Annotated in this window: 18 protein-coding genes; 2 read left to right on the plus strand and 16 right to left on the minus strand. The window is 66.7% G+C overall.

Features of this window, described 5'->3' with window-relative positions; genetic code table 11:
* Positions 1 to 3: 3 nt before the first annotated feature.
* From EKL94_RS13425 to EKL94_RS13435, 3 genes are all read right to left on the minus strand, one after another.
* Positions 4 to 444 carry a response regulator gene (locus tag EKL94_RS13425; protein ID WP_005411057.1) on the minus strand — a complete coding sequence of 147 codons (441 nt, stop codon included), beginning with the start codon at positions 442 to 444 and terminating at the stop codon, positions 4 to 6.
* Entirely contained in the window at positions 441 to 2,258 is a 1,818-nt protein-coding gene (locus tag EKL94_RS13430) for a sensor histidine kinase (RefSeq protein ID WP_126929459.1), read from the minus strand. Before EKL94_RS13430 ends, EKL94_RS13425 begins: the two co-directional genes overlap by 4 nt.
* Positions 2,259 to 2,491: 233 nt before the next feature.
* Positions 2,492 to 2,878, minus strand: coding sequence for a BON domain-containing protein (locus tag EKL94_RS13435; protein ID WP_126929460.1), 387 nt, complete (start codon positions 2,876 to 2,878; stop codon positions 2,492 to 2,494).
* 171 nt (positions 2,879 to 3,049) lie between these two features.
* Between EKL94_RS13435 and EKL94_RS13440 the strand changes: the two genes are divergently transcribed.
* On the plus strand, positions 3,050 to 4,093 hold the full coding sequence (locus EKL94_RS13440) for an oxidoreductase (protein WP_126929461.1): 1,044 nt from the start codon (positions 3,050 to 3,052) through the stop codon (positions 4,091 to 4,093).
* 183 nt (positions 4,094 to 4,276) lie between these two features.
* Here the strand turns inward: EKL94_RS13440 and gnd are convergent, their stop codons facing one another.
* The 7 genes from gnd to EKL94_RS13475 form a co-directional block, all read right to left on the minus strand.
* On the minus strand, positions 4,277 to 5,182 hold the full coding sequence (gene gnd / locus EKL94_RS13445; protein ID WP_014648435.1) for a phosphogluconate dehydrogenase (NAD(+)-dependent, decarboxylating): 906 nt from the start codon (positions 5,180 to 5,182) through the stop codon (positions 4,277 to 4,279).
* Between the two features lie 10 nt (positions 5,183 to 5,192).
* A complete protein-coding gene (locus EKL94_RS13450; RefSeq protein WP_126929462.1) occupies positions 5,193 to 6,431 on the minus strand; it encodes a hypothetical protein in 1,239 nt (412 codons plus the stop codon).
* Positions 6,432 to 6,448: 17 nt separating this feature from the next.
* A complete protein-coding gene (locus EKL94_RS13455; RefSeq protein ID WP_126929463.1) occupies positions 6,449 to 7,048 on the minus strand; it encodes a DUF2242 domain-containing protein in 600 nt (199 codons plus the stop codon).
* Between the two features lie 242 nt (positions 7,049 to 7,290).
* Positions 7,291 to 9,468: a carboxy terminal-processing peptidase gene (locus tag EKL94_RS13460; RefSeq protein WP_126929464.1), complete on the minus strand. Its 2,178-nt coding sequence runs from the start codon at positions 9,466 to 9,468 to the stop codon at positions 7,291 to 7,293.
* Between the two features lie 318 nt (positions 9,469 to 9,786).
* Complete coding sequence (gene lipA / locus EKL94_RS13465) at positions 9,787 to 10,797, minus strand: lipoyl synthase (protein ID WP_049442836.1); 1,011 nt, start codon at positions 10,795 to 10,797, stop codon at positions 9,787 to 9,789.
* Positions 10,798 to 10,815: 18 nt separating this feature from the next.
* Positions 10,816 to 11,526 carry a lipoyl(octanoyl) transferase LipB gene (gene lipB, locus EKL94_RS13470; protein WP_032130311.1) on the minus strand — a complete coding sequence of 237 codons (711 nt, stop codon included), beginning with the start codon at positions 11,524 to 11,526 and terminating at the stop codon, positions 10,816 to 10,818.
* Positions 11,514 to 11,792 (minus strand): YbeD family protein, encoded by a 279-nt coding sequence (locus tag EKL94_RS13475; protein ID WP_126929465.1) that lies wholly within the window; start codon positions 11,790 to 11,792, stop codon positions 11,514 to 11,516. The genes lipB and EKL94_RS13475 overlap by 13 nt, the downstream gene beginning before the upstream one ends.
* 263 nt (positions 11,793 to 12,055) lie before the next feature.
* On the opposite strand from EKL94_RS13475, the gene EKL94_RS13480 reads away from it, so the two are divergent.
* Positions 12,056 to 13,129 carry a lipid A deacylase LpxR family protein gene (locus tag EKL94_RS13480; RefSeq protein ID WP_126929466.1) on the plus strand — a complete coding sequence of 358 codons (1,074 nt, stop codon included), beginning with the start codon at positions 12,056 to 12,058 and terminating at the stop codon, positions 13,127 to 13,129.
* A gap of 180 nt (positions 13,130 to 13,309) precedes the next feature.
* Here the strand turns inward: EKL94_RS13480 and EKL94_RS13485 are convergent, their stop codons facing one another.
* The 6 genes from EKL94_RS13485 to mrdA all read right to left on the minus strand — a co-directional run bounded on the left by EKL94_RS13485 (position 13,310) and on the right by mrdA (position 22,596).
* Positions 13,310 to 14,527 carry a D-alanyl-D-alanine carboxypeptidase family protein gene (locus EKL94_RS13485; protein WP_126929467.1) on the minus strand — a complete coding sequence of 406 codons (1,218 nt, stop codon included), beginning with the start codon at positions 14,525 to 14,527 and terminating at the stop codon, positions 13,310 to 13,312.
* Between the two features lie 100 nt (positions 14,528 to 14,627).
* Positions 14,628 to 15,911: a septal ring lytic transglycosylase RlpA family protein gene (locus EKL94_RS13490; RefSeq protein ID WP_126929468.1), complete on the minus strand. Its 1,284-nt coding sequence runs from the start codon at positions 15,909 to 15,911 to the stop codon at positions 14,628 to 14,630.
* Positions 15,908 to 17,053: a lytic murein transglycosylase B gene (gene mltB / locus EKL94_RS13495; protein WP_126929469.1), complete on the minus strand. Its 1,146-nt coding sequence runs from the start codon at positions 17,051 to 17,053 to the stop codon at positions 15,908 to 15,910. The genes EKL94_RS13490 and mltB overlap by 4 nt, the downstream gene beginning before the upstream one ends.
* 1,068 nt (positions 17,054 to 18,121) lie before the next feature.
* Entirely contained in the window at positions 18,122 to 19,201 is a 1,080-nt protein-coding gene (gene rodA, locus EKL94_RS13500) for a rod shape-determining protein RodA (protein ID WP_185830032.1), read from the minus strand.
* Between the two features lie 198 nt (positions 19,202 to 19,399).
* The gene (gene rodA / locus EKL94_RS13505) at positions 19,400 to 20,512 is read right to left on the minus strand and encodes a rod shape-determining protein RodA (RefSeq protein WP_032130317.1); all 1,113 of its coding nucleotides are present in this window, start codon (positions 20,510 to 20,512) and stop codon (positions 19,400 to 19,402) included.
* Positions 20,509 to 22,596 carry a penicillin-binding protein 2 gene (gene mrdA / locus EKL94_RS13510; protein WP_126929471.1) on the minus strand — a complete coding sequence of 696 codons (2,088 nt, stop codon included), beginning with the start codon at positions 22,594 to 22,596 and terminating at the stop codon, positions 20,509 to 20,511. Before mrdA ends, rodA (EKL94_RS13505) begins: the two co-directional genes overlap by 4 nt.

Genomic DNA, 22,596 nt, shown 5'->3' on the forward strand with positions numbered 1-22,596 from the left:
GGCTCACTCGAGTTCCGGTGCCTGGTTGATCAACGCCCAGAACTTGCCCAGGGTCTGCACCGCGCCGAAGAACTGGTCCACGTCCACCGGCTTGACCACGTAGGCGTTCACGCCCATGTCCCAGCTGCGGGCCAGATCGCTTTCCTCGCGCGAGGACGACAGGATCACCACCGGCAGGCGCTTGAGCTCTTCGTGTTCACGGATCTGCCGCAACACTTCCAGGCCATCCATGCGCGGCATCTTGATGTCCAGCAGCAGCACCGCCGGCAGGCCTTCCTCGCGGTTGGCGAAGGCGCCGCGGCGCAGCAGGTAGTCCATCACTTCCACGCCGTCTTCGACGTGCACGATGGGATTGGCCAGACGCGCCTCCTCCAGGGCGTCGATCGCCATTTCGGCATCCGCCGGGCTGTCTTCGGCGAGAAGAATGGTGCGCAGAGTGGTCATGCAGAAGGCCCTTGTTTGTCCGCATCGATCGCGGGAGGCAGGTAGAAGTGGAAGGTGGCGCCGACGTCCGGTTCGGCCTCAGCCCAGATACGGCCGCCATGACGGGTGAGCACGCGGCGCACGCTGGCCAGGCCGATGCCGGTACCCGGGTAGTCGCTGGCCTTGTGCAGGCGCTGGAAGACACCAAACAGCTTGCCGGCGTAGGCCATGTCAAAGCCTGCACCATTGTCGCTGACCGTGAACTGATGACCGCCGTCAGGCTGCGGCTGGTAGTCCACGCGGATCTTCGCCGGTTCGCGGTTGCCCGAATACTTCACCGCGTTGCCGAGCAGGTTCAGCCAGACCTGGCGGATCATGTTCTCATCGCCGACCACGATCGGCAGCGGCGCGATGCTCCACTCCACCTGGTGCGCATGGCCGCTGTTCTCGGCCTCGGCCTGCAGGTTGGAATCGAGCATGGCGCGGGTATCGGCCACCAGCGACTGCATGTCCACCGCCTGCTGGCGCATCGCCGCACGGCCCAGCCGCGAGTAGACCAGCAGATCGTCGATCAATGCCGCCATGCGCCGCGCCGAACTGGAGATCACTTCCAGGTAGTGGCGGCTCTTGTCGTCGGCGGCGTCGCCGAGGTGGCGCGACAGCTTGTCGGAGAATCCGGCGACGTGGCGCAGCGGTGCACGCAGGTCGTGCGAGACCGAGTAGCTGAAGGCTTCCAGTTCCCTGTTGACCTCGGACACCTGCGCAACCTTGCCTTCCAGCTGGCGGTTCAGTTCCTCCACCCGCAGCTGCACGGCACGCTGCACGGTGACGTCGCTGACCGTGAGCAACACCACTTCGTCGTCGGTGTCCGGCAGCGGCATGCGCCGCGCGTTGAGCAGCATGTAGCGCACCATGCCATCGGCGGCGCGCTGTTCGTGCTCGAAGTCCCACAGTTCGCGGCCGCGCAACAGCACATCGGACAGTCGCTGGCGCATCACGGGGTCTTTCCACGCGCCATCGCCGACAGTGTCCAGCAACAGGCCATCGGCGCGTTCATCCTGCAGCCCGTACAGCTCGGCGAAGGCAGGATTGTGCAGCTGCACGCGCAGGTCGCGGTCGAGCAGCACGATCGGCTCACGCACGGTCTGCAGCACCGAGGCTGCACGTGCGGCCGAACGCAGCGACTGCCGTTCGGCATGCAGGCGGCGACCGATCTGCCGCTGCAGCAGCCACAGCACCAGGCCGAGCAGCGCCAGCTGGATCACCAGCGAACTCCACGACACCAGCTCGGTCTGCTTGCGCTGGCGGGCAGCCTGCTCGGCTCGCTGTGTCAGCAGTTTCTGCTCGCTGGCCTGCAGTTCCTCCACCAGGCCCCGGATTGGATAACGCGTGCTCAGATCCTGCACCAGCTCGCGCTGATCACTGTTGGGCTCGGACTTTGCCAGTTCGCGGGCAAGCGCCATGCGCCCTTCCAGCATCGACTCGATGCGGCCGATGCGGATCAGCTGATCAGGATTGTCGCGGGTCATCCGCCCCAGTTCAGCCAGGCGCCCAGGAAGGTCATTGGCTTTGGCCATGCGCTCGCGCAGGCCAGGTGCGTCCACGCCCTTGGACAGGGTCAGCGCGGCCGATTCGACATCGCGTACATCGGCCTGCAGCTGTTGCAGGGCCACACCGACGGCCTGGGTATGGTTGACCCAGGCCATCGCATCTTCGCTGTCCTGCTGCAGTTTGCGCAGGGTCAACCACGGCACCACGATGATCGCGGCAGCGGCCAGCGCCAGGGCCGGCAACCGCCAGCGGTCCCAGATGTCATCACTGAAAACCAGCGCCATAGTTCCTCGTCAGCACGGCCGCAAAGCGTCTGCCGTTACCGGCCCCACTGCGGCGGAACCGGCAATATAGCGCAGGCGGTCACAACTCTGGAATTTCCAGCGTGGTTGGCTGAACGGGTTTGGAATCCGGTGCTGTAGAGCCGAGCCCACGCTCGGCTGCAACCCGAAGGGCAGTCGAGCAAGCCCGACTCTACCCAGGCAGCGGGCGCCCCATGCCGGGGCGCCCATCGGGGTCAGCGCTTGGCAGCAGCGCTGACCTTCAATGCAGCGGCATCGACGCGGGTCACGCCTTTGATGCCCTTGGCAGTGGTGACCGCCTTGTCATGCTCGGCCTGGGTCGCCACGGCGCCACTGAGGCTGACCACGCCATTGACCGTTTCCACCTTGATCTCCGTGCCCGGAACGTTGCTGCTGGCCAGCAGATCAGCCTTCACCTTGGTGGTGATCCAGCTGTCGGTCACCGGCTCGTTGGAATCATGGCGGTCGGCGTGGGTCATTGCCGAATGATCGGTCTTGGGAGGACTCTTCGCGGCCGGATCCTTGGCGAATGCGGCCGAGGAGGACAGCGCCAGGCCCAGCGTAAGGGCCGAGGCAATCAGCGTGCGGGTCGTATTGCTCATCGTGTCGTACTCCTGCGGAATGTGCTGCCAGTCTGGACAAGCAGGCGTAGAGCACGCGTGGCGCTGCGGTCACGCTGCCGTGAATCGCCCCGCATTCAACGGCAACGGTTCAGTTTGGGGTTGTCGTCGCGGGTCGTTTACCCTGCCCTTCCCCACTGCCGGAGCTCTGCCATGCGCCCCGACCTGCATCTGGCCCTGATCGGCTACGGCCTTGCTGGCCGCGTCTTCCATGCGCCCCTGATCCAGCACACGCCGGGCCTGGTACTGCACAGCATCGTGAGCTCGCAGCGCGACACGCTGCTGCGCGCGTTCAGCGACGTGCACGTGCGAGCCACGCCGCAGGAGGTGTTCGACGACCCGGCGGTGGACGCGGTGGTGATCGCTACACCGAACGAACAGCACGCCCCCCTTGCGATCGCGGCACTGGCCGCCGGCAAGCACGTGCTGGTCGACAAGCCGTTCGCGCTCGATGTCGCTGAAGCCGAAGCGGTACTGGCTGCGGCACGCGATGCCGGACGCATCGCCACCGTGTTCCAGAACCGGCGCTTCGATGCGGATTTCCTCACCCTGCAGGCGCTGCTGACCGAAGGCACGCTCGGCGACGTGGCCGAGTGCCATGCGCACTTCGACCGCTACCGGCCACAGGTGCGTGAGCGCTGGCGTGAGCAGGACGGCCCTGGCAGTGGCCTGTGGTACGACCTGGGCCCGCACCTGCTGGACCAGATGCTGGTGCTGTTCGGCTGGCCCGAGGCGATCGATGCCGATCTGGCCGTGCAGCGCGAAGGTGGCAGCGGCATCGATTACTTCCACGCGGTACTGCACTACCCGCGGCATCGCGCGATCATCCATTCCGGTTCGCTGGTGCCGGCGCAGACGCCGCACTTCAGCGTGCATGGCAGCCAGGCCAGCTGGATCAAGCACGGCCTGGACGTGCAGGAGGCACAGTTGCGCCGCGGTGTGGCACCCGGTGCGCCGGGCTGGGGCATCGATCCGCGGCATGGTGAGCTGGTGCGCTGCGATGCCGAAGACAACGTGCAGCGCACGACGGTCGACAATCTGCCCGGCGACTACCGGCGGCTGTATGCACGGTTCGCGGCGGCGATGCATGGCGACGGCGAAGCGACGGTCAGCGCGGTGCAGGCGCTGCAGCTGATGCGGTTGCTGCAGGCTGGCATGGACAGTGCGCGCGAAGGGCGGCGAATCGCGTTGGGGTGATTGGCAGGGCTGCGCCCTGCACCCGCAGAAGCGGTAGTGCCGGCCGCTGGCCGGCAACCTCAACAGCAACAACAAAAGCCGGCTATCCGCGAGATGGCAGGATGGCATGACCGGCTCCTGGTGGGTGTCGACCTTGGTCGACACGTAGATCCACGCCATGCGTGGATCTACGCCAATCGGTGCTTACGACTTCTTGATCGCGTGGCCGCCGAACTCGTTGCGCATCGCCGACAGCAGGCGGTCGGTGAACGAATTGGATTCGCGCGAGCGCAGGCGTTCCAGCAGCGACAGGGTGATCACCGGTGCCGGCACATCGAGCGCGATCGCTTCGGCCACGGTCCAGCGGCCTTCACCGGAATCCTCCACGTACGGCGCGATGCCATCCAGCGACGGATTGCGCTTGAGGGCTTCGGTGCTCAGGTCCAGCAGCCACGAGCGCACCACGCTGCCGTGGCGCCAGACTTCGGCGACCTGGGCCAGGTCCAGTTCCATTTCCTGCTTGCGCTCCATCAGCGCGAAGCCTTCGGCGTAGGCCTGCATCATTCCGTACTCGATGCCGTTGTGGACCATCTTGGTGAAGTGGCCAGCGCCGGACGGGCCGACACGACCCCAGCCACGGTCCTCGGCCGGTGCCAGCGTGCGCAGCAGCGGTGCAATCTGCTCTACCACCGACGCTTCGCCACCGACCATCAGGCTGTAGCCTTCCTGCAGGCCCCACACGCCACCGCTGGTGCCGCAGTCGACGTAGCCCAGGTCGTCTTCGGCCAGCGCCTTGGCGCGACGGATCGAGTCCTGGTAGTTGGAGTTGCCGCCGTCGATGACGATGTCACCCTCGGCCAGGTGCGGGGTCAGCTGGCCCAGGGTCTGGTCGACGGTTTCGCCGGCCGGCACCATCAGCCACACCACGCGCGGCACCGGCAGCGCGGCAACTGCGGCGGCCAGCGAATCGACCACCTCCAGGCCGGCCTCGGCGGCGCGCTGGCGGGCACCTTCGCCCGGGTCGTAGCCGACCACGCGGTGGCCACCGCGATGCAGGCGCTGGGCCATGTTGGCGCCCATGCGGCCGAGGCCGATCATTGCAATATCCATTGTTTCACCTTCAGTTGGGGTCTAGGGTCAGGCTGCCTGGCCTGCCGGTAGCCGCGCAGTGGCGCAGCTGCGCCTCGCGCCAACGCCGGTAGAGCGTGGTATGCAGATTGTGCACCGCCAGGTCGATCGAAAACGGTGTTCGCGGATTGCGATCGAGCAGGCGGGCGATGTGGTAGCCGATGGGACGTATACCGCGCGGATGCACATAGATCGCGAACTGCTGGTAGAACGGATCGTCCAGCAGCTGGTCCATGCGTGCCAGCGTGGCGTGGTAGCGCGGTTCCAGCCGTGCACGAAGGTCCGGGTCGCGCTCGAACAGCAGGCGCTCGAAGTAGCGCTGGCCGATGCGCGGGATACGCTGCGCCAGCGTCCAAAGTTCAGTATTGCGCTGGTCATACCAGGCCAGGCCACCATGCGTGGCCAATGCCTGCGCAGCGTCCGCACCCACGTCGACCACCACGAAGTTCTCGGCCTGGTTGCTCAGATCGTCCAGCGTGCTCTTGTCATACACGTGCTCGATGAAACCAGGCACGCCGACGAAGGCCTGCCGTCCCATCGCTGAGGTACGCACCGCCTTGCCATCGGCGAAGAAGTCACCGGCGTGTGCGCCAAGCAGGATGCTGTCGGTATCGTGCAGCGCGAGGAACGTACCGATCGACAGTTCATCCGCCGCGAATCCGGCGTCGAATGCCGCATCGCCATACAGCTCGCGCTGGGTGGCCAGCTGCGCGACCTGGCGACCGACCCCGCACTCGGCACGCACCGCACCGCTGTAGAACGACTGCAGTGCCTCACTGTTGCCCGCGCTGGGCACGAAGCCACGGCCAAAACTGCGCGTGCGCTGCCAGCCTTGCGCGCGTGGGCCCTGCAGGCCGAAGCCGATCCAGCCCAGCTGCGGGCCGGAAAAGCGGAAGCGCGTATTGGCCTGCAATGCCGAGGTCGCGCGTTGCGTGGCTGCGCCCAACTGGAAGGCATAGGCGCAGACCGTGGCCGGATCGTCCAGCAGCTGCTGCAGCAACGCCTGGCGCGCTGCAGCGGGCATGTCTGCCGGCCAGCGCACGTGCAGATCGCCGGCAGCCTGCGCCTCGGCCAGCGACGCACGCGTACACACCGCGCCGCCGTGCACCTGCGGCGTACCGAGCGCGGCTTCATCGAAACGCCAGCCCAGCCGCTGCAGCAGCCCCTGCGTACAGTCGGCCGGTGTGGCCGCCATGCCCAGCACGGGCGCCAGCAACAGGGCCGCGCCCATCAACCCGCCGTGCACGTTCAGCCCTGGTCCGTGCGGGCCGGTGCGGGCTCAGGAGCTGCAACGGGTGGCGGCGGCAACGGCGATGGCGTGCCCGCAGCCGGCGGCAGGTACTGCTGCAGGCGCTGGAAGAAGCGGCGATAGAAATCGGCGTCGGTGACCGTGCTGCTCGCCACTTTCACCAATGAGTCGTCATTGCTGCCGAACGGAAGCGATACCGAGCCCAGCGCACCGACGCCGACACTGGCTGACGTCGGGCTCTTCTTCAGCGCATAGCGGTCCTGCACCGCACTGACGAATACCAGCGTCTGGTTGCCACGCGGCGCGCAGGAGATGCGCAACACCAGCTGCTCGTGGTCGTCTTCGCGCGGCTGGAAGTTCTTGTTGCCTTCCACCTGTGCGTCATCGGCACGAGCGATGGCATAGCCCTGGCTGAGCAGGGTGCGTCGCGCGGCTTCACAGGCTTCACCCGGGCGGCCATCGACGGTCCGCGAGAACGTGTCGCCGGAATCGAAGGATTCGCGCAGCAACGTGCTGTCGGCGGCGCGGCCACCACAGGCCGACAGGATCAGGGCGCTGCCAAGCACCACAACAGCACTGGAAAGACGGGAGGCCCGCATGGGTACTCCTGCGAGGACGGTACCGCCAAGGGTAGTCCCGCGGCCGTGTGCGGCAGGTCGAAACCGGCGTGACCGGGCCACCGCGTTGCTGCCGGTTCATGCACGTAAAAGGGGACGGAGGGGATTAAGTCGTTTGTGGCACTTCGCTCGCCGGGCATGGCCCAGTGCCACCGTGAACGAGCTCCCCAAACAGAAAGGGGCCGGCAATGCCGGCCCCTCGGGTATCACATGCCGTCGCCGGCTCAGTCCGCCCAGCGACCGGCGCCGGTCGACTGCGGCAGCACCTGCGCCGACAGCGGGCGGTCATTGGCCAGCAGGTTCACCGCATCGGCCAGGATCGAGGCCGACTCGCGCAGCAGCGGGTCCGGACGCTTCTCGGCAGCCTTCTCGCGGGCGGCATCCTTGACGATGTCGCGCTCGTTGCCTGTCAGGCCGTCGTCGTTGCTGTCATCGGCCAGCGGGTCCAGGGCCAGGCCCAGTTCCTTGCGCATCGCCTGGCGCTCCTTGCGCTGGGTGTCCTGGCGCTCACGCTCGGCGCGGCGGGTGGCCTCGTTGAGCGAGATGTACTTCTTCGCGGCCTCGGTGCGGAACTGCTCCACGTCCTCGTTCCACCACTGGAATTCCTTGTCGGCGGCAATGCGCGCGTCATGGCGGGTTTCCAGCTTCGGCAGCAACGGCGCGAAGTTGCCGTACTGGGTGTGCGGCACGGCAGCGATGCGGGTCCACGGCAGCGCGTTGTCGTAGGTGCTCTCGCCGAACTCGGTGGCATCGACGCTGGCCGGGAAGGCCAGGTCCGGCACCACACCCTTGTGCTGGGTGCTGCTGCCGCTGATGCGGAAGAACTGGGCGATGGTCAGCTTGACCTGGCCGAAGCGCTGGGTCTCGCCACTCGGCCACCGGTCAAGGTCGACGATGTTCTGCACGGTGCCCTTGCCGAAGCTGGTCTCACCGATCACCAGGCCACGACCGTAGTCCTGGATGGCACCGGCGAAGATTTCCGAAGCCGAGGCCGAACCGCGGTTGATCAGCACCGCCAGCGGGCCATCCCATGCCACGCCCTGGTTGCGGTCGCTGTTGACGGTGACGCGGCCACCGGACTCGCGCACCTGCACCACCGGACCCTGTTCGATGAACAGGCCGGTCAATTCAATGGCTTCATCCAGCGAACCACCGCCGTTGTTGCGCAGATCCAGCACCACGCCGTCCAGCTTGTCGTTCTTGAAGCCAGCCAGCAGCTTGGCCACGTCGCGGGTGGCCGAAGCGTAGTCGGCCGCATTGCGGCGACGGCCTTCGAAGTCCTGGTAGAAGGTCGGCAGCTTGATCACGCCGACCTTGCGCGCCGGTTCGCCATTGGCGGCCGGAATGGTCATGGTCTCGCCCTTGGCGGCCTGCTCGGCCAGGCGCACCTTCTGACGGGTCAGCACCAGGGTGTGGTGCTTGCCGTCGGCACCTTCGGCAGCCGGAATGAATTCCAGCTTGACCTGGGTGTCCTTGGCGCCACGGATCTTGGCCACGACATCGTCGATACGCCAGCCGATCACATCCTCGACCAGGCCGGACTTGCCCTGGCCGACGCCGACGATACGGTCACCCGGCTTCAGCGTGCCATCCACCGCGGCCGGGCCACCGGCGATGATCTCGCGGATCACCACCACGTCATCCTGGCGCTGCAGCTGCGCACCGATGCCTTCCAGCGACAGCGACATCGCCTGGTTGAAGTTCTCGGCGGTGCGCGGGGTGAAGTAGTCCGTGTGCGGATCGACGGCACTGGTGTACGAATTCATGAAGAACTGGAAGACGTCTTCGCCCTTCAGTTCATTGACCGACTTCTCCAGCGTCGCGTAGCGCTTGTCCAGCGTCTTGCGGATGTCATCCGGCTTCTTGCCGGCCAGCTTCAGGCGCAGCCAGTCGTTCTTCACCGACTTGCGCCACAGCTCATCCAGTTCGGCGCTGCTGGCCGCCCACGGCACCTTCTTGCGGTCGTATTCGAAGCGCTCGTCGGTGGTGAAGTCCGGCTCCTGCTTGAGCAGCTTGCGCGCATAGGCCACACGTTCGCCAACGCGCTGCTTGTAGACCGCGAACACCTGGAACGCCGGCTCCAGCTCGCCGCCACGGATGGCCGAGGAGATGTTGGCTTCAAACGGCGCGAAGCGCGCCACGTCGGCCTGGGTGAAGTACTGCTTGCCGCCGTCCAGCGTCTCCAGGTAGCGCTTGAACACGTCCTTGGAGGTGGCCTCGTCCAGCGCGCGCGGGCGGTAGGCGTAACGGCTGTCGGACAGCAGGCCGTACACCAGCTTGGAGGTGGTCACCTGATCGGCGGTTGCCGCGGCGGGCAATGCCGGCGAGTCGGCCTTGGCCGCCAGCGCCAGCGGCGCGACCAGCGCCAGGGCCATCAGGAATGCGGGGGCTTTGAATTTCATTGACGTGCTCGAAGGCGCCTTGCCAAGGGGGAGACTGCGGGGTGTTAAGACACCACGACAGTGCCGAAAGTTGCCGGGTTTGTCACCCGGCCGCGCTCGGTGGAAAACCAGCCTAGCGGGGCCGGTGTAGCAAATTGTGAATGGCTGAAGAGCGGCGCACCCAGCGGTGCCGTCTGTCCGGTTGCAGAGGGCATGGGGTTGCAAGCCCCCTGAGTCAGGGGGCGGCCGCGAAGCGGCGGGGGTGTGGGTGGTGGTAAGCCGGGGCCCACGGTGTGCGCAGCGCAGCGTGGGAAGCGGTAGCGCGCATCGCGCAACCGCTTACCGGACGCCGGCGCCCTTGGCCTGCACGTCGGCGTGGTACGACGAGCGCACCATCGGGCCGGAGGCCACGTGGCTGAAGCCCAGCTCGTAGCCGTAGTCTTCCAGCGCCTTGTAGTCCTCGGGGGTCCAGTACTTCAGCACCGGGTGGTGGTGCGCGGTCGGCTGCAGGTACTGGCCGATGGTGATCATGTCCACGTCGTGCGCGCGCAGGTCGCGCATGGTGGCCTTGATCTGTTCGAACTCTTCACCCAGGCCCAGCATGATGCCGCTCTTGGTCGGCACGTCCGGGTGCTGCGCCTTGAAGTTCTTCAGCAGGTTCAGCGACCACTGGTAGTCCGCACCCGGGCGCACGTTGCGGTACAGGTCCGGCACGGTTTCGATGTTGTGGTTGAACACATCCGGCGGGTTCTGCGCCAGGATCTCCAGCGCGCGCTCCATGCGGCCCTTGCCGCGGAAGTCCGGGGTCAGCACTTCGATGCGGGTGCCCGGCGACTTCGCGCGGATGGCGGTGATGCAGTCGACGAAGTGCTGTGCACCGCCGTCGCGCAGGTCATCGCGGTCGACGCTGGTCACCACCACGTACTTCAGGCCCATGTCGGCCACGGTCTGGCCCAGGCTGGCCGGCTCGTTGGCATCGGGCGGCTTCGGTCGGCCGTGTGCCACGTCGCAGAACGAGCAGCGGCGGGTGCAGACCTCGCCCAGGATCATGAAGGTGGCGGTGCCGTGACCGAAGCACTCGTGGATGTTCGGGCAGCTGGCTTCCTCGCACACGGTCACCAGGCGGTTCTCGCGCAGCTTGGCCTTCAGGTTCTGCACGGCATTGCCCGAGGGAATGCGCACGCGGATCCAGGACGGCTTGCGCAGCACCGGCGCGTCGGCGAACTGCACCGGCGAGCGGTTGATCTTGTCACCGCCCAGCTGCTTGACCCCGGCCTGCAACGGCGCGGCGGACGGAGAGTCGCCCTGCACGATCTGCAGGGGAATGGAACGGGCGGTGGTTTCAGTCATGGCAGTTCCGGGGGGCGGTCAGGCGGCCGCAGAAAGATCAGGCAGTTCGGGCGTGGGCTGCAGCAGCAGGCCGAACTGGCGGGCCAGGTGGTCCAGCAGCACCGGCTTGACGGCCTCCATCCCGGAGGGCCCGCCCAAGTCTACTACCGAGGTCACCTGCAACCCCTGATAGCCACAGGGGTTGATACGGTGGAAAGGCTCCAGGTCCATGGCCACGTTGAAGGCCAGGCCATGGAAGGTACAGCCGCGGCGCACGCGGATGCCGAGCGCGGCGATCTTGGCGCCACCGACGTAGACGCCCGGGGCGCCCTCGCGGCGTTCGGCGCCGATGTTCCACTCGGCCAGGGTATCGATGATGGCCTGCTCGATGCGGCACACGTAGTCGCGCACACCGATGCCCAGCCGTGGCAGGCGCAGCAGCGGATAGACCACCAGCTGGCCGGGGCCGTGATAGGTCACCTGGCCGCCACGGTCCACGTGCAGCACCGGGATCTCGCCCGGCGCCAGCACGTGCTCGTCCTTGCCGGCCTGGCCCAGGGTGAATACCGGGTCGTGCTCGACCACCCACAGCTCATCGGCGTCGGCCTCGCTGCGCTGGTCAGTGAAGCGCTGCATGGCGCGCCACACCGGTTCATAGGCCTGGCGGCCAAGGTCGCGGACCAGCGCCGGACGCGGCGCGCGGTCTTCCGGGGCGGCTTCGGCCGGGCAGCTGTCGGCTACAGCGTCCACTTCACTTCCGGGTGGTCGCGCAGCGCCTGGTGCGCCAGATCGTACTGTTCGCGGCTTTCGGCCTTGAACACGATGCGGACGGAGACGTACTTGCCGTTGGTGGAATGCTTCCAGCTGATGCGTTCGTTCACCACATCGATGCCGGCAGCCAGCAGCAGGCGGGGAAGCTCATGTTCCAGGCCGCGGTTGGCCGGGCCCATGGCACTGAGCTCGAACTGGCCGGGGAACTGGAAGCCGTGGTCGGGGTTGTCGGACTTGATTTCCATGCCCCCCATTATCGGGCCGCAGGGCAACAAACCCAAGAGTATTCATCAACGTCAAACAGTGCACCGGTGAGTCGCTGCGTTGCAGCTGAACGGCCGTTCAGTATTGGCCGTTGCCCCATGGGGCGCCGCAGGACGGTGCAGGATTGTCTTCACGAGACAATGTCGTTTTCGGAACAGACAAGTGATTCGAACGCGCTCGTTCCATCACGTTCGCGCGAGTACCGTGTCGCAGCATATAACGACAGACAGAAACAACTTCTCCCATGAGCCCCCCTTCCCAACGCCGCCTTGCAGCCCTCGGGCTGTCCGGCCTGCTGGCTGCTGCCCTCCCCCTCGCCGCCCAGGCGGCCGAACAATGTGGCCCGGACGCGATGCGCGACCACCCGCCGCAGATCAATTTCCGCGTCGACAATGACCTGTTCGGCGGCCGCCACCAGGACCAGGGCTACACCAACGGTGCACTGTTGACCCTGGTCTCGCCCAATCTGGTCGATTACACCGACGACCCCTGCCTGCCGCGCATGGCGCGCTGGGTGAACCAGTACCTGGAAGGGCTGCATCCGGGCAAGTTCGAACAGCAGAACATGATCTTCAGCATCGGCCAGGGCATCTTCACCCCGACCGATTTCAGCCGCAGGGACCTGATCGAGGACGACCGTCCTTACGCCGGCGTACTGATCGCAAACTTCGGTTTCAATGCGCGCAGCGGCGACCGCCTGCAAACCACCCAGCTGACGCTGGGCGTGGTCGGCCCGTGGGCACAGGGCAAGCAGGTGCAGAATGCCGTGCACGAAGTGCTGGGCGACGAGAAATTCAAGGGCTGGGACAACCAGCTGCACAACGAGCCCCTGTTCATGCTGACCCATGAGCGCATGCGCCGCTGGCCGGGCGATGCCAGCGTCAATGCCGATGGCTGGGGTTGGGACGCGATCAGCCACTACGGTGGGTCGATCGGCAACCTGGAAACCAAGGCCAACCTCGGCGGTGAAGTGCGCTTCGGCTGGAAGCTGCCGGACGACTTCGGCAGCACGCCGTTGCGCCCGGCCGGTGAGAACACTGCACCGACCCGCGGCGGACGGCCCAATGGCTGGTCCTGGCACCTGTTCGCGACCTCGGACGCTGCCTGGGTGATCCGCGACATCACGCTGGATGGCAACACGTTCCGCAACAGTCACAGCGTGGACAAGCGCCATGTGGTGGCCTACGGCGGCTATGGCGTGGCCGTGATGTACGGACGCTGGAAGTTCGCCGCGGCGCGTTACCACAGCACGCGCGAGTTCAACGGCCAGCGCGAAGCACCGGTGTTCGGCAGCTTCACCATCAGCCGATCGCTGTAAGCGAAGCGCTGATGGGAGTGCCGGCCGCTGGCCGGCTGCCGGCATATCCGGATGGGTTCATGAGGAGCCGGCCAGCGGCCGGCACTACCCAAATCCGGCGGGAATCATGCGGAGCCGGCATCCCGAAACGGAAAAGGCCGGCATTTGCCGGCCTTTTCGATCACCACGCCGTGGCGTGGATCATTCCGATTCCCACCACATCCAGAAGCTGTCCCACAGGCGCTTGAAGAAACCGGCCTGTTCAACGGCAGCCACCGCCACCAGCGGCGCTTCGGCCACCAGCTTGCCATCCAGCATCACCTTCACGGTGCCGATCTGCTGGCCGGCGGTGAACGGTGCTTCCAGGGTCTTGGGCACATCGATGCTCGGCTTCAGGTCGTTGTAGCGGCCGCGCGGCACGCTCACCAGCATCGGCTGGGCCACGCCCAGCTGCACCTTGTCGGTGGTGCCCTTCCAGACCTTGTGCTCGGCCACGGCCTTGCCCGGCTCGTACAGACGGTGGGTCTCGAAGAAGCGGAAGCCCCAGTTCAGCAGGGCCAGGCTGTCATCGGCACGCTGCTTTTCCGACTGGCCGCCCAGCACCACGGCCACCAGACGCTGGTCACCACGCTGGGCCGAGCTCATCAGGCAGTAACCGGCTTCCGAGGTGTGACCGGTCTTGATGCCGTCCACGCTGCCATCGCGCCACAGCAGCAGGTTGCGGTTCGGCTGCTTGATGTTGCCGACCTGGAATTCCTTGATCTTGTTGTACGCGTAGGTTTCCGGGTAATCGCGCACCATCGCGCGGCCCAGCAGTGCCAGATCGTAGGCGCTGCTGTGGTGACCCGGAGCGGTCAGGCCATGGGCGTTGACGAAGTGCGAATTCTTCATGCCGATCTTGGCGGCATAGCTGTTCATCAGCGAAGCAAAGGCTTCCTCGCTGCCAGCCACGTGTTCGGCCAGGGCGATCGCGGCGTCATTGCCGGACTGGATCGCCATGCCCTTTTCCATGTCTTCCAGGCGCGCGGTCTGGTTGACCGGGAAGCCGCTGTAGCTGCCATCGGTACCCGCGCCACCTTCGCGCCAGGCGCGCTCGCTCATCATCACCTGGTCATCCGCACGGACCTTGCCGTTCTTGACCTCGGCAGCGATCACGTAGGACGTCATCACCTTGGTGATGCTGGCCGGAGCCAGCTGTTCGTTGATGTTTTCACCGGCCAGCACCTGGCCGGTGGCGTAATCAATCAGCACCCAGGCCTTGGACACGCTGGGCGCGGGCGCCGGCGGAGTGGCAACAGTGGCCGGGGCGGCAGCGGCGGCAGGCGTCGGCGTGGCCGGGGTCGGCAGCGGCGTCTGGGCGGAAGCCAGGCCCACCACCAGGGTGGCGGCCAGGGCGGTGGCGGCGGAACGGAAATTCATTGGACAGCAGGCTCCAGGGGACGGCCGGGAATGGAGGGTGGAACGTAACGGCCATTGTAAGGCCGGGGGAGCATGGGCCGGCAGCACCGGCCCGGGCGGATCAATCCTTGACGATCTGCGGCGAACCCAGGCCCAGACCGGCGATGCGGCCGGCAAGTTCCGCAGCACTGGCATGGTCGCTGGCGGGAACGCGCAGGCGGAACAGCGTGCGGCCACCGGCGGCGATGTCACTGATGGTCGCGCCAACGATGCCGGCGGCGTTGAGCTGGCCCATCGCACGGTTGGCATTGTCGCGGCTGGAGAAGCTGGCGACCTGCACCATCACCGCCCCCACCACCTGCTGCGACAGGCTGGGTGCGGCCGGCGTGGTCGATGCGCTGCGCACCGGTGCCGGCGCCACTGCGCGCGGAGTGGTGCTGGCCACGACAGCCGCAGCGGGCGCCGGCGCCGTGCTGCGCACCGGCGGCGCGCTCGGCGGCAGGCTGCTGACCGCCACGTCCGGCAGCGTGCTGGCCACGCCCTGGGTGGTGGCCGGCTGGCCACGCGCAGGCATGCTGTCGCCCGGCAGGCGCTTGACCAGGCGATCGATGTCGCTGTCGGCGGTGGCGCGTGCGGCCGGCGTCGGGCGCGCACTGGCCACAGCGGCCGCAGCTGCTGCTTCGGCGGCACGGCGCTCGCGGCGCGACGGCTTCTGCGCCAGCAGGTTGCCCTCACCCGGCTGCAGCGCGCGTACCTCCACGTTGCCGGTGCCACGCTGGGTGATGCCCAGGCGCACAGCGGCGGCATAGCTGAGATCGACCACGCGGCCATCATGGAACGGACCGCGATCGTTGACGCGCACGATCACCGACTCGCCGTTGTCGAGGTTGGTCACGCGGGCGAAACTGGGCAGCGGCAGCGTCTTGTGCGCAGCGGTGAACTGATACATGTCGTAGACCTCGCGGTTGGAGGTCAGGCGGCCATGGAACTTGGCGCCGTAGTACGACGCAGTGCCGCGCTCGACATAGTTGCGGGTGTCGTCGAGCACTTTGTACGACTTGCCCAGCACCACGTACGGCGTCTTGTTGCCGATCGCCGAGCGTTCTTCCGCGGTCACTTCCGGCTCGGGGATGCAGGCCACGTTGGGAATGTAGTCCGGCGTGCTGTCACGCACGCCCGGCTTGTACAGGCCACCGGCGGTGTAGTTGCCGCGCGTGCTCAGGTCTTCCTTGGCCGCCGCGTAGGGCGAGCCTTCCGGGCAGTGGGCCGGGCGTGAGCCGCGCCCCTGCACCAGGGTGCCACCCGACTTGCCACCATGGCCGGCCGTGGCCGGCTTCTTCGGCGCGCTGCTGCAGGCAGCCAGCGCGAGGACGATCAAGCCTGGGACCAGCCATCTGATGTTCATGCCGGGGGCAGCTCCTGTCCGGCGATGGCCTGGGACAACTGGAACACGGCCATCGCGTACATCTTCGAGAGGTTGTAGCGGGTGATCGCGTAGTAGTTCTGGAAGCCCAGCCAGTACTGCTTGCCGGTGCTGCCTTCAAGCGTGATCGGCGTGGCCGTGGCGCCCGGCTGCACTGCAGTGCTGGGCTGGTAGCCGCGCTGCGCCAGGTCGGCCAGCGACCAGGTCGGCATCCACTCGGTCGGATTGAATTCCTCGCGGCCCGGCGCCAACGTGGCCGGCACGGCCACCTGGCCACCCCGCACCCAGCCGCCCTTCTTCACGAAGTAGTTGGCAATGGACGAGAACACGTCGTCGTAGCTGGTGAACAGATCGCGGCGGCCATCGCCGTTGCCGTCCACCGCGTAATCCAGATAGCTGGACGGCATGAACTGGCCCATGCCCATCGCACCGGCATAACTGCCCTTGAGCGTGGTGATGTTCAGGTTTTCTTCGCGGCCCAGCTCGAACAGCTTGGCCAGTTCATCGCGGAAGAACAGCTCGCGGCGCACTTCGCGTTCCAGCTTGGCCGGGTCGCCGCTGCGCGGGTAATAGAACGCCAGCGTGTACAGCGCATCGAGCACGCGATGGCTGCCGGCATTCTTTCCGTAGCTGGTTTCCACGCCGATGATCGCCACGATCACTTCGGCCGGCACACCGGTGCGCTGCTGCACGCGATCCAGTTCGGCGCGATGCTGGGCCAGGAACGCACGGCCGCCATCAATGCGCGCCTTGCTGATGAACATCGGCCGGTATTCGTTCCACGGCTTGACCCGTTCGGCCGGGCGCGACATCGCGGCGATGATCGGCTGGCGCACCTGCGCCTGGTCGAGCACGCTGCTGATCTGCTCCGGCTTCAGGCCATAGCGCTTGGCGGTATCGGCAATGAAGCGGGCCCGTGCGACCTCGAACGGCACCGGGGTGAGATCGACCGGCGGCGCGGTGGCAGCGGCGGCTTCGGGCGCGGCCTCGGCCGGGCCATGGGCCTTGGCGGCGGGCTGGCGCGGCGTACTGCTGGCCTGGGGCGAAGACGGTGGGGACTTCGGCTGGGTCGCGCAGGCGACCAGGCCGAGGGTGAGCATGCAGGCCAGAGTGCGTCGAATCATCGTCGCAGGTTAGCAGGTCATGGATGAATTAAAACCCCTAACACCATGAATCACAACGATTTGCCTGCGAACAGCGGGAAATGTGAAGACGTCGTGATCGCACTTCCCCATTCAGATAGAGGTTGCCGGTTGCGTCCCCATCCCCGCAGACGCAACCGGCGACCGGATCCGGTCGGTACCCGCGCGGCTGCCGCTCCCCAGTGGCAGTGCTCCGCGCTCCCTGTACCCGTTGGATCAGTACTGCTTCCCGCCCGACGCCCCCTCGCGCTGCAACGATTGACGGCGCGCCGTGCCGAACGGGCCGCCATTGTGCAGGCCGATTACGACAAGTCCATTGATCAGGATCAACGCGCTGTAAAAGTGTGAACCAGCTAACGCTTTTTCCGGACTTTGGTCCGCGGGTGTGCTGTCGTGCATCGTTGTGAGAACGCTTCCACAACGGGCGTTGCGCAGAGTCAGGAAGTTTCCAGCCAACGGCGCAGCCCCTCGCGGGTGGCCGCGAAAAGCAGTTCACGGGTGGGGCCGGGTAGATGGGCTGCGCAGGGGGCGCTGCAAGTACATCCATGTAAGCTCGGTCGCCGCATCCATGCGGCTCACGCCCCTGCGCAGCCCATCTACCCGGCCACGGACAGGTTCCGTGCGCGTCTACCCACGGAGAAGTAAAGAGAAGATCAAAAGCAAAAACGGCTTGGCGGGTCGCTTCATTGCCTTGTGTGGAGCCGAAGGCAGCGGCAGGAGCCGCTGCCAACGTCGACCATGGCGACGGCCCGAAGGGTGCCGGTCAGGACGACCGGCATAGCCATGCTCGGCTCACGAGCAAGCGCAGCGCCGCGACCCGCTTTTGATCTTCTCTTTCTTCTCCGTGGGTGGCGGGCCGCCAAAATCTGTCAGAGGGCGGTCGGGTTGGGTACGCGGGGGTGTCAGCCGCATGGATGCGGCTGCCAAGCCTCCAGGGACGGATTCACGGCGTCCTCCGCGTACCCAACCCGACCGGCCCATCCCGCGGCTTCTGCTTTCCGCGACCACCCAGACACCACCCACGAGGGGCTGCGCCGTTGGCTGGAAACCCTATCCCCCGTGCACGGGCCGGTGCCCACGCACCGCCATCACCAACCCGATGCCGGCCAACAGCGAGACCGCCGATGTCCCGCCATAACTGATCAACGGCATCGGAATGCCCACCACCGGCAACAGGCCGGAAATCATTCCACCGTTCACCAATACGTAGACGAAGAACGCCAGCCCCAGGCTGCCGGCCAGCAATCGCGCATGCGTGTCGCGCGCGTGCACTGCGATCCACAGGCAACGCCCGACCACGAACAGGTACAGCGCGAACAGCGTCGCCACACCGATCCAGCCGAACTCCTCGGCCAGCACCGAAAACGCGAAGTCGGTGGTGTACTCGGGCAGGAAATCCAGCGTGGCCTGCGTGCCCTGCCCCCAGCCACGCCCCTGCCAGCCACCGGACCCGATCGCGATGCGCGATTGCAGGATGTTCCAGCCGGTGCCAAGCGGATCTGCCGCCGGATCGAGGAAGGTCAGCACGCGATCCTTCTGGTACTGACGCAACAGACCGAACCACGCCAGCGGTGCGGCCACCGCCAGCCCCGCCGCACCCGTTGCCACCCAGCCCCAGTGCAAGCCGGCCAGCAACAACGCAAACACGCCACTGGCAGTGACCAGGGTGGCGGTGCCGAGATTCGGCTGCATCAGGATCAGCACGGCGGGAACGCCGATCAGCACTGCGGCCGTCAGCACCGTACGTGGCGAGGGCGGCAACGGCTGCCGGTGCAGGTACCAGGCCATCATCAACGGCAGGCTGAGCTTGAGCAGCTCCGATGGCTGCAGGTAGAAGACGCCCAAGTTGAGCCAGCGCTGCCCGTACTTGCCGGTACCGATCACATACACCGCCATCAGCGGCAGCATCGACAACGCATACAACGCCGGTGTCCACGCGCGCAGGCGCAGCAGCGATACACGCGACAGCAGCCACATCGCCACCAGGCCACCGGCAAAGCGCGCCGCCTGCCCGGCTACCGGGCCGGACACGCTGTGCAGCACCGCCAGGCCCGTGCCCATCAGGATCAACAACGCGACCAGCAACGGCAGGTCGATCGTGCGCACCGCCTCACGGCAGCGGCCAAGCATTCGTTTCCATTCCACGCGCGCCACGGTAGCAACGGGCGCTTGCGTGAAGCTGTCATGGTGCTTCTGCGTTTGTTAGTGTCGAGCCATGCTCGGCTCGGGGCCTGCGTGCACGGTACAAAGGGCAGCCGAGCATGGCTCGGCTCTACAGGAAGCGGAAGCAGTTGCGCCGGCTCGACTCTACAGAAGAGCGCGGCCGAGTTAACCGTAGCCGCCGTGCACCGGATTGTGACTGCGCACCGCCATCACCAACCCGAAGCCGGCCAGCAGTGACACCGCCGAGGTACCGCCGTAGCTGATCAGCGGCATCGGCACGCCCACCACCGGCAGCAGGCCGGAAATCATCCCGCCGTTCACCAGCACGTAGACGAAGAACGCCAGGCCGGTGGCACCGGCCAGCAGACGCGAATAGGAATCGCGCGACTGGCTGGCGATCCACAAGCAGCGCCCGATCACCACCAGGTACAGCGCCAGCACGGTGGCCACGCCGATCCAGCCGAATTCCTCGCTCAGCACCGAGAACGCGAAGTCGGTGGTCTGCTCGGGAATGAAGTTCAGGTGCGACTGCGAGCCTTCGCCCCAGCCCTTGCCATCGAAGCCGCCGGAACCAATCGCGATCTTCGACTGGATGATGTTCCAGCCGGCCCCCAGCGCATCCATCTCCGGGTCCAGGAACATCATGATGCGGTCCTTCTGGTACGGCCGCAGCAGCCAGAACCAGGCCACCGGCGCGACCGCAGCCACGCCGCCTACGCCCAGGCCGACCCACCACCATGGCAGGCCTGCCAGCAGCAGTACGAACACACCGCTGGCGGCGATCAGCACACCGGTGCCGAAGTCCGGCTGCAACATCACCAGGCCGGTTGGTACGCCGATGATGACCAGGGACACGAGCACGGTGTTGAAGCGCGGTGGCAGCGGCATCTTGTGCAGGTACCAGGCCACCATCATCGGCAGGCTGACCTTCAGCAGCTCGGCCGGCTGCAGGTAGAAGAATTTCAGGTCCAGCCACTGCCGGCCGTATTTGCCGGTGCCCAGCACGAACACCGCCAGCAACGGGATCATCGAGATCGCGTAGATCATCGGCGTGGCCGAGCGGATGCGCAGGATCGGTACCCGCGAGATGCCCCACAACGCGGCCATGCCCACTGCGAAGCGCGCGCCCTGGGCCATCACCAGGCCGTCGCCACCGGCACTCTTCAGCGTGGCCAGGCCGATCACCATCAGCGCGCCCAGGGCCAGGCACAGCACCCAGTCCAGCGTGCTGAAGAAGCGGCGCAGCATGTCGCCGGCCCAACGCAGGAACACTCTCATCGTGCGGGCTCCGCGGTGGTCGGACGCGGCGTGGCCGGCAACGCGGACGCAACCGGCGTCCCCGGCTGCGGTGCGGGTGCGGGTGCGGGTGCCGGTTCCGGCGCGGGCACGCCGACCAGCACCGGGTGTTCGCCCAGCTGTGCCGCAGCAAGGTCACCGGCCTGGCGTGCGCCCACGTCTTCGTTGTCGAATGCGGTCGCACCGATCGCGGTGGTGCCGCGTTCGCTGTCCAGCGGCTGCATGCCTTCAGGCATCTTGCCCAGCAGATAGGCGTCGAACACCTTGCGTGCGATCGGCGCGGCCGCCGCACCGCCGTAGCCGCCGCCCTCCACCGCGATCGCCAGCGCGATCACCGGCTGGTCGACCGGCGCGAAACCGACGAACAGCGCGCGGTGGCGCAGGTGCATCGGCAGGCTCTTCGGATTCACCGCGGCGGTGCCCTTGCGGCTGATGACCTGTGCGGTACCGGTCTTGCCGGCCATCGTGTACGGCGCGCCGGCCGCCATCCGTGCCGCACTGCCGCCAGGCAGCATGGTGGCCATCATGCCTTCGCGCACCGCCTGCAGGTTGTTCGGGTTTGGACTGACCGGTTTGCTCTCGCCCGGGTCGGTCGCCATCCAGTCATGGTCGAACCCGGCACGCTGCTGGATGACCAGATGGGGCGTGCGCAGCTGCCCGTTGGCCAGCCCACTGACACCCCGTGCCAGCTGCAGCGGGGTGACCTTCCAGTCACCCTGGCCGATGCTGATGTTGACTGTATCGCCCGGGTACCAGGCTTCCTTGCGGCTCTTCCGCTTGTAGGCCGGCGACGGCAGGATGCCGCCGATCTCGCCGGTCAGGTCGATACCGGTCGGTTGGCCGAAGCCGTAGTACTCCATGTAGTGGTCGAAGCGCTCGATGCCCAGGTCCAGCGCCAGCTTGTAGTAGTAGGTGTTGACCGACTGCGCGATGGATTTGCGCAGGTCGGTCCAGCCATGGCCGCCGCGGTGCGAGTCACCCCAGCCACGCGAGGTGCCGGGCAGGTAGAACATGCCGGTAGACAACACCTTGTCTTCCGGGCGGCGCACGCCGGAATCGAGGCCGGCCAGGCCGATCAGCGGCTTCAGCGTGGAACCGGGCGCGACGCCACCGAGCACCAGGCGGTTGAACTGTGGCCGCGACGGGTTGTCGTTCAGTGCCTTGAAGTCGGCATGGGAAATGCCGTTGACGAACAGGTTGGGGTCGTAGGACGGCAGGCTGACCATCGCCAGCACTTCGCCGGTGCGCGGGTCCATCGCCACCGCCGAACCTTCCTGGTCACCGAAGGCGGCCACCATGGCGCGCTGCAGGTCGGCGTCGATCGACAGCCGCAGATCGGCGCCGGACTGCGCGGCAACGCGGCCAATGGTCCGGATCGCACGGCCCTGCACGTTGGTCTCGACCTGCTCGTAGCCGACCTTGCCGCGCAGCTGCTGCTCGTAATAGCGCTCCAGGCCGGACTTGCCGATGTGGGTCAGTGCCGCGTTGCCCTCGCCGAGGATCTCCAGGTCCTTGTCATCGACGCGGCCGACGTAGCCGATGATGTGCGCGAACAGATCGCCATACGGGTAGCGACGGGTCAGGTAGGGTTCCAGCTCGACACCGGGGAAACGCCAGCGATCGACGGCGAAGCGTGCCATCTCCTCGTCGCTCATGCGCAGCTTCAGCGTGACCGGCAGGAACTTGCGCCGCGCCTTGCGCGACTTGTTGAACGCTTCCAGCTCTTCCGGGCTGATGTTGATGATCTTGGCCAGCCCTTCCAGGGTGGCGTCCATGTCCTTGACCTTGTCCGGGGTCACGTCCAGGCGGAAGGCCGGCACGTTCTCGGCCAGCAGGCGGCCGTTGCGGTCGTAGATCATGCCGCGCCCGGGCACCACCGGGCGCGGCTTGATGCGGTTGGCTTCCGAGCGCGTGGCGTAGACGTCGTGGTCCAGCACCTGCAGCTTGAAGTACCAGCCGCCCAGGCCCAGCAGGCAGACCAGCACGCCCAGGAAACCCAGCGCCGCGCGGCGGCGGAACTGTTCGGCTTCGGCGTGCGGATTCTTGACCTGGCGGCGCGGGATCAT

Source organism: Stenotrophomonas maltophilia (genome assembly GCF_003970865.1).
Lineage (GTDB): Bacteria > Pseudomonadota > Gammaproteobacteria > Xanthomonadales > Xanthomonadaceae > Stenotrophomonas > Stenotrophomonas maltophilia_AR.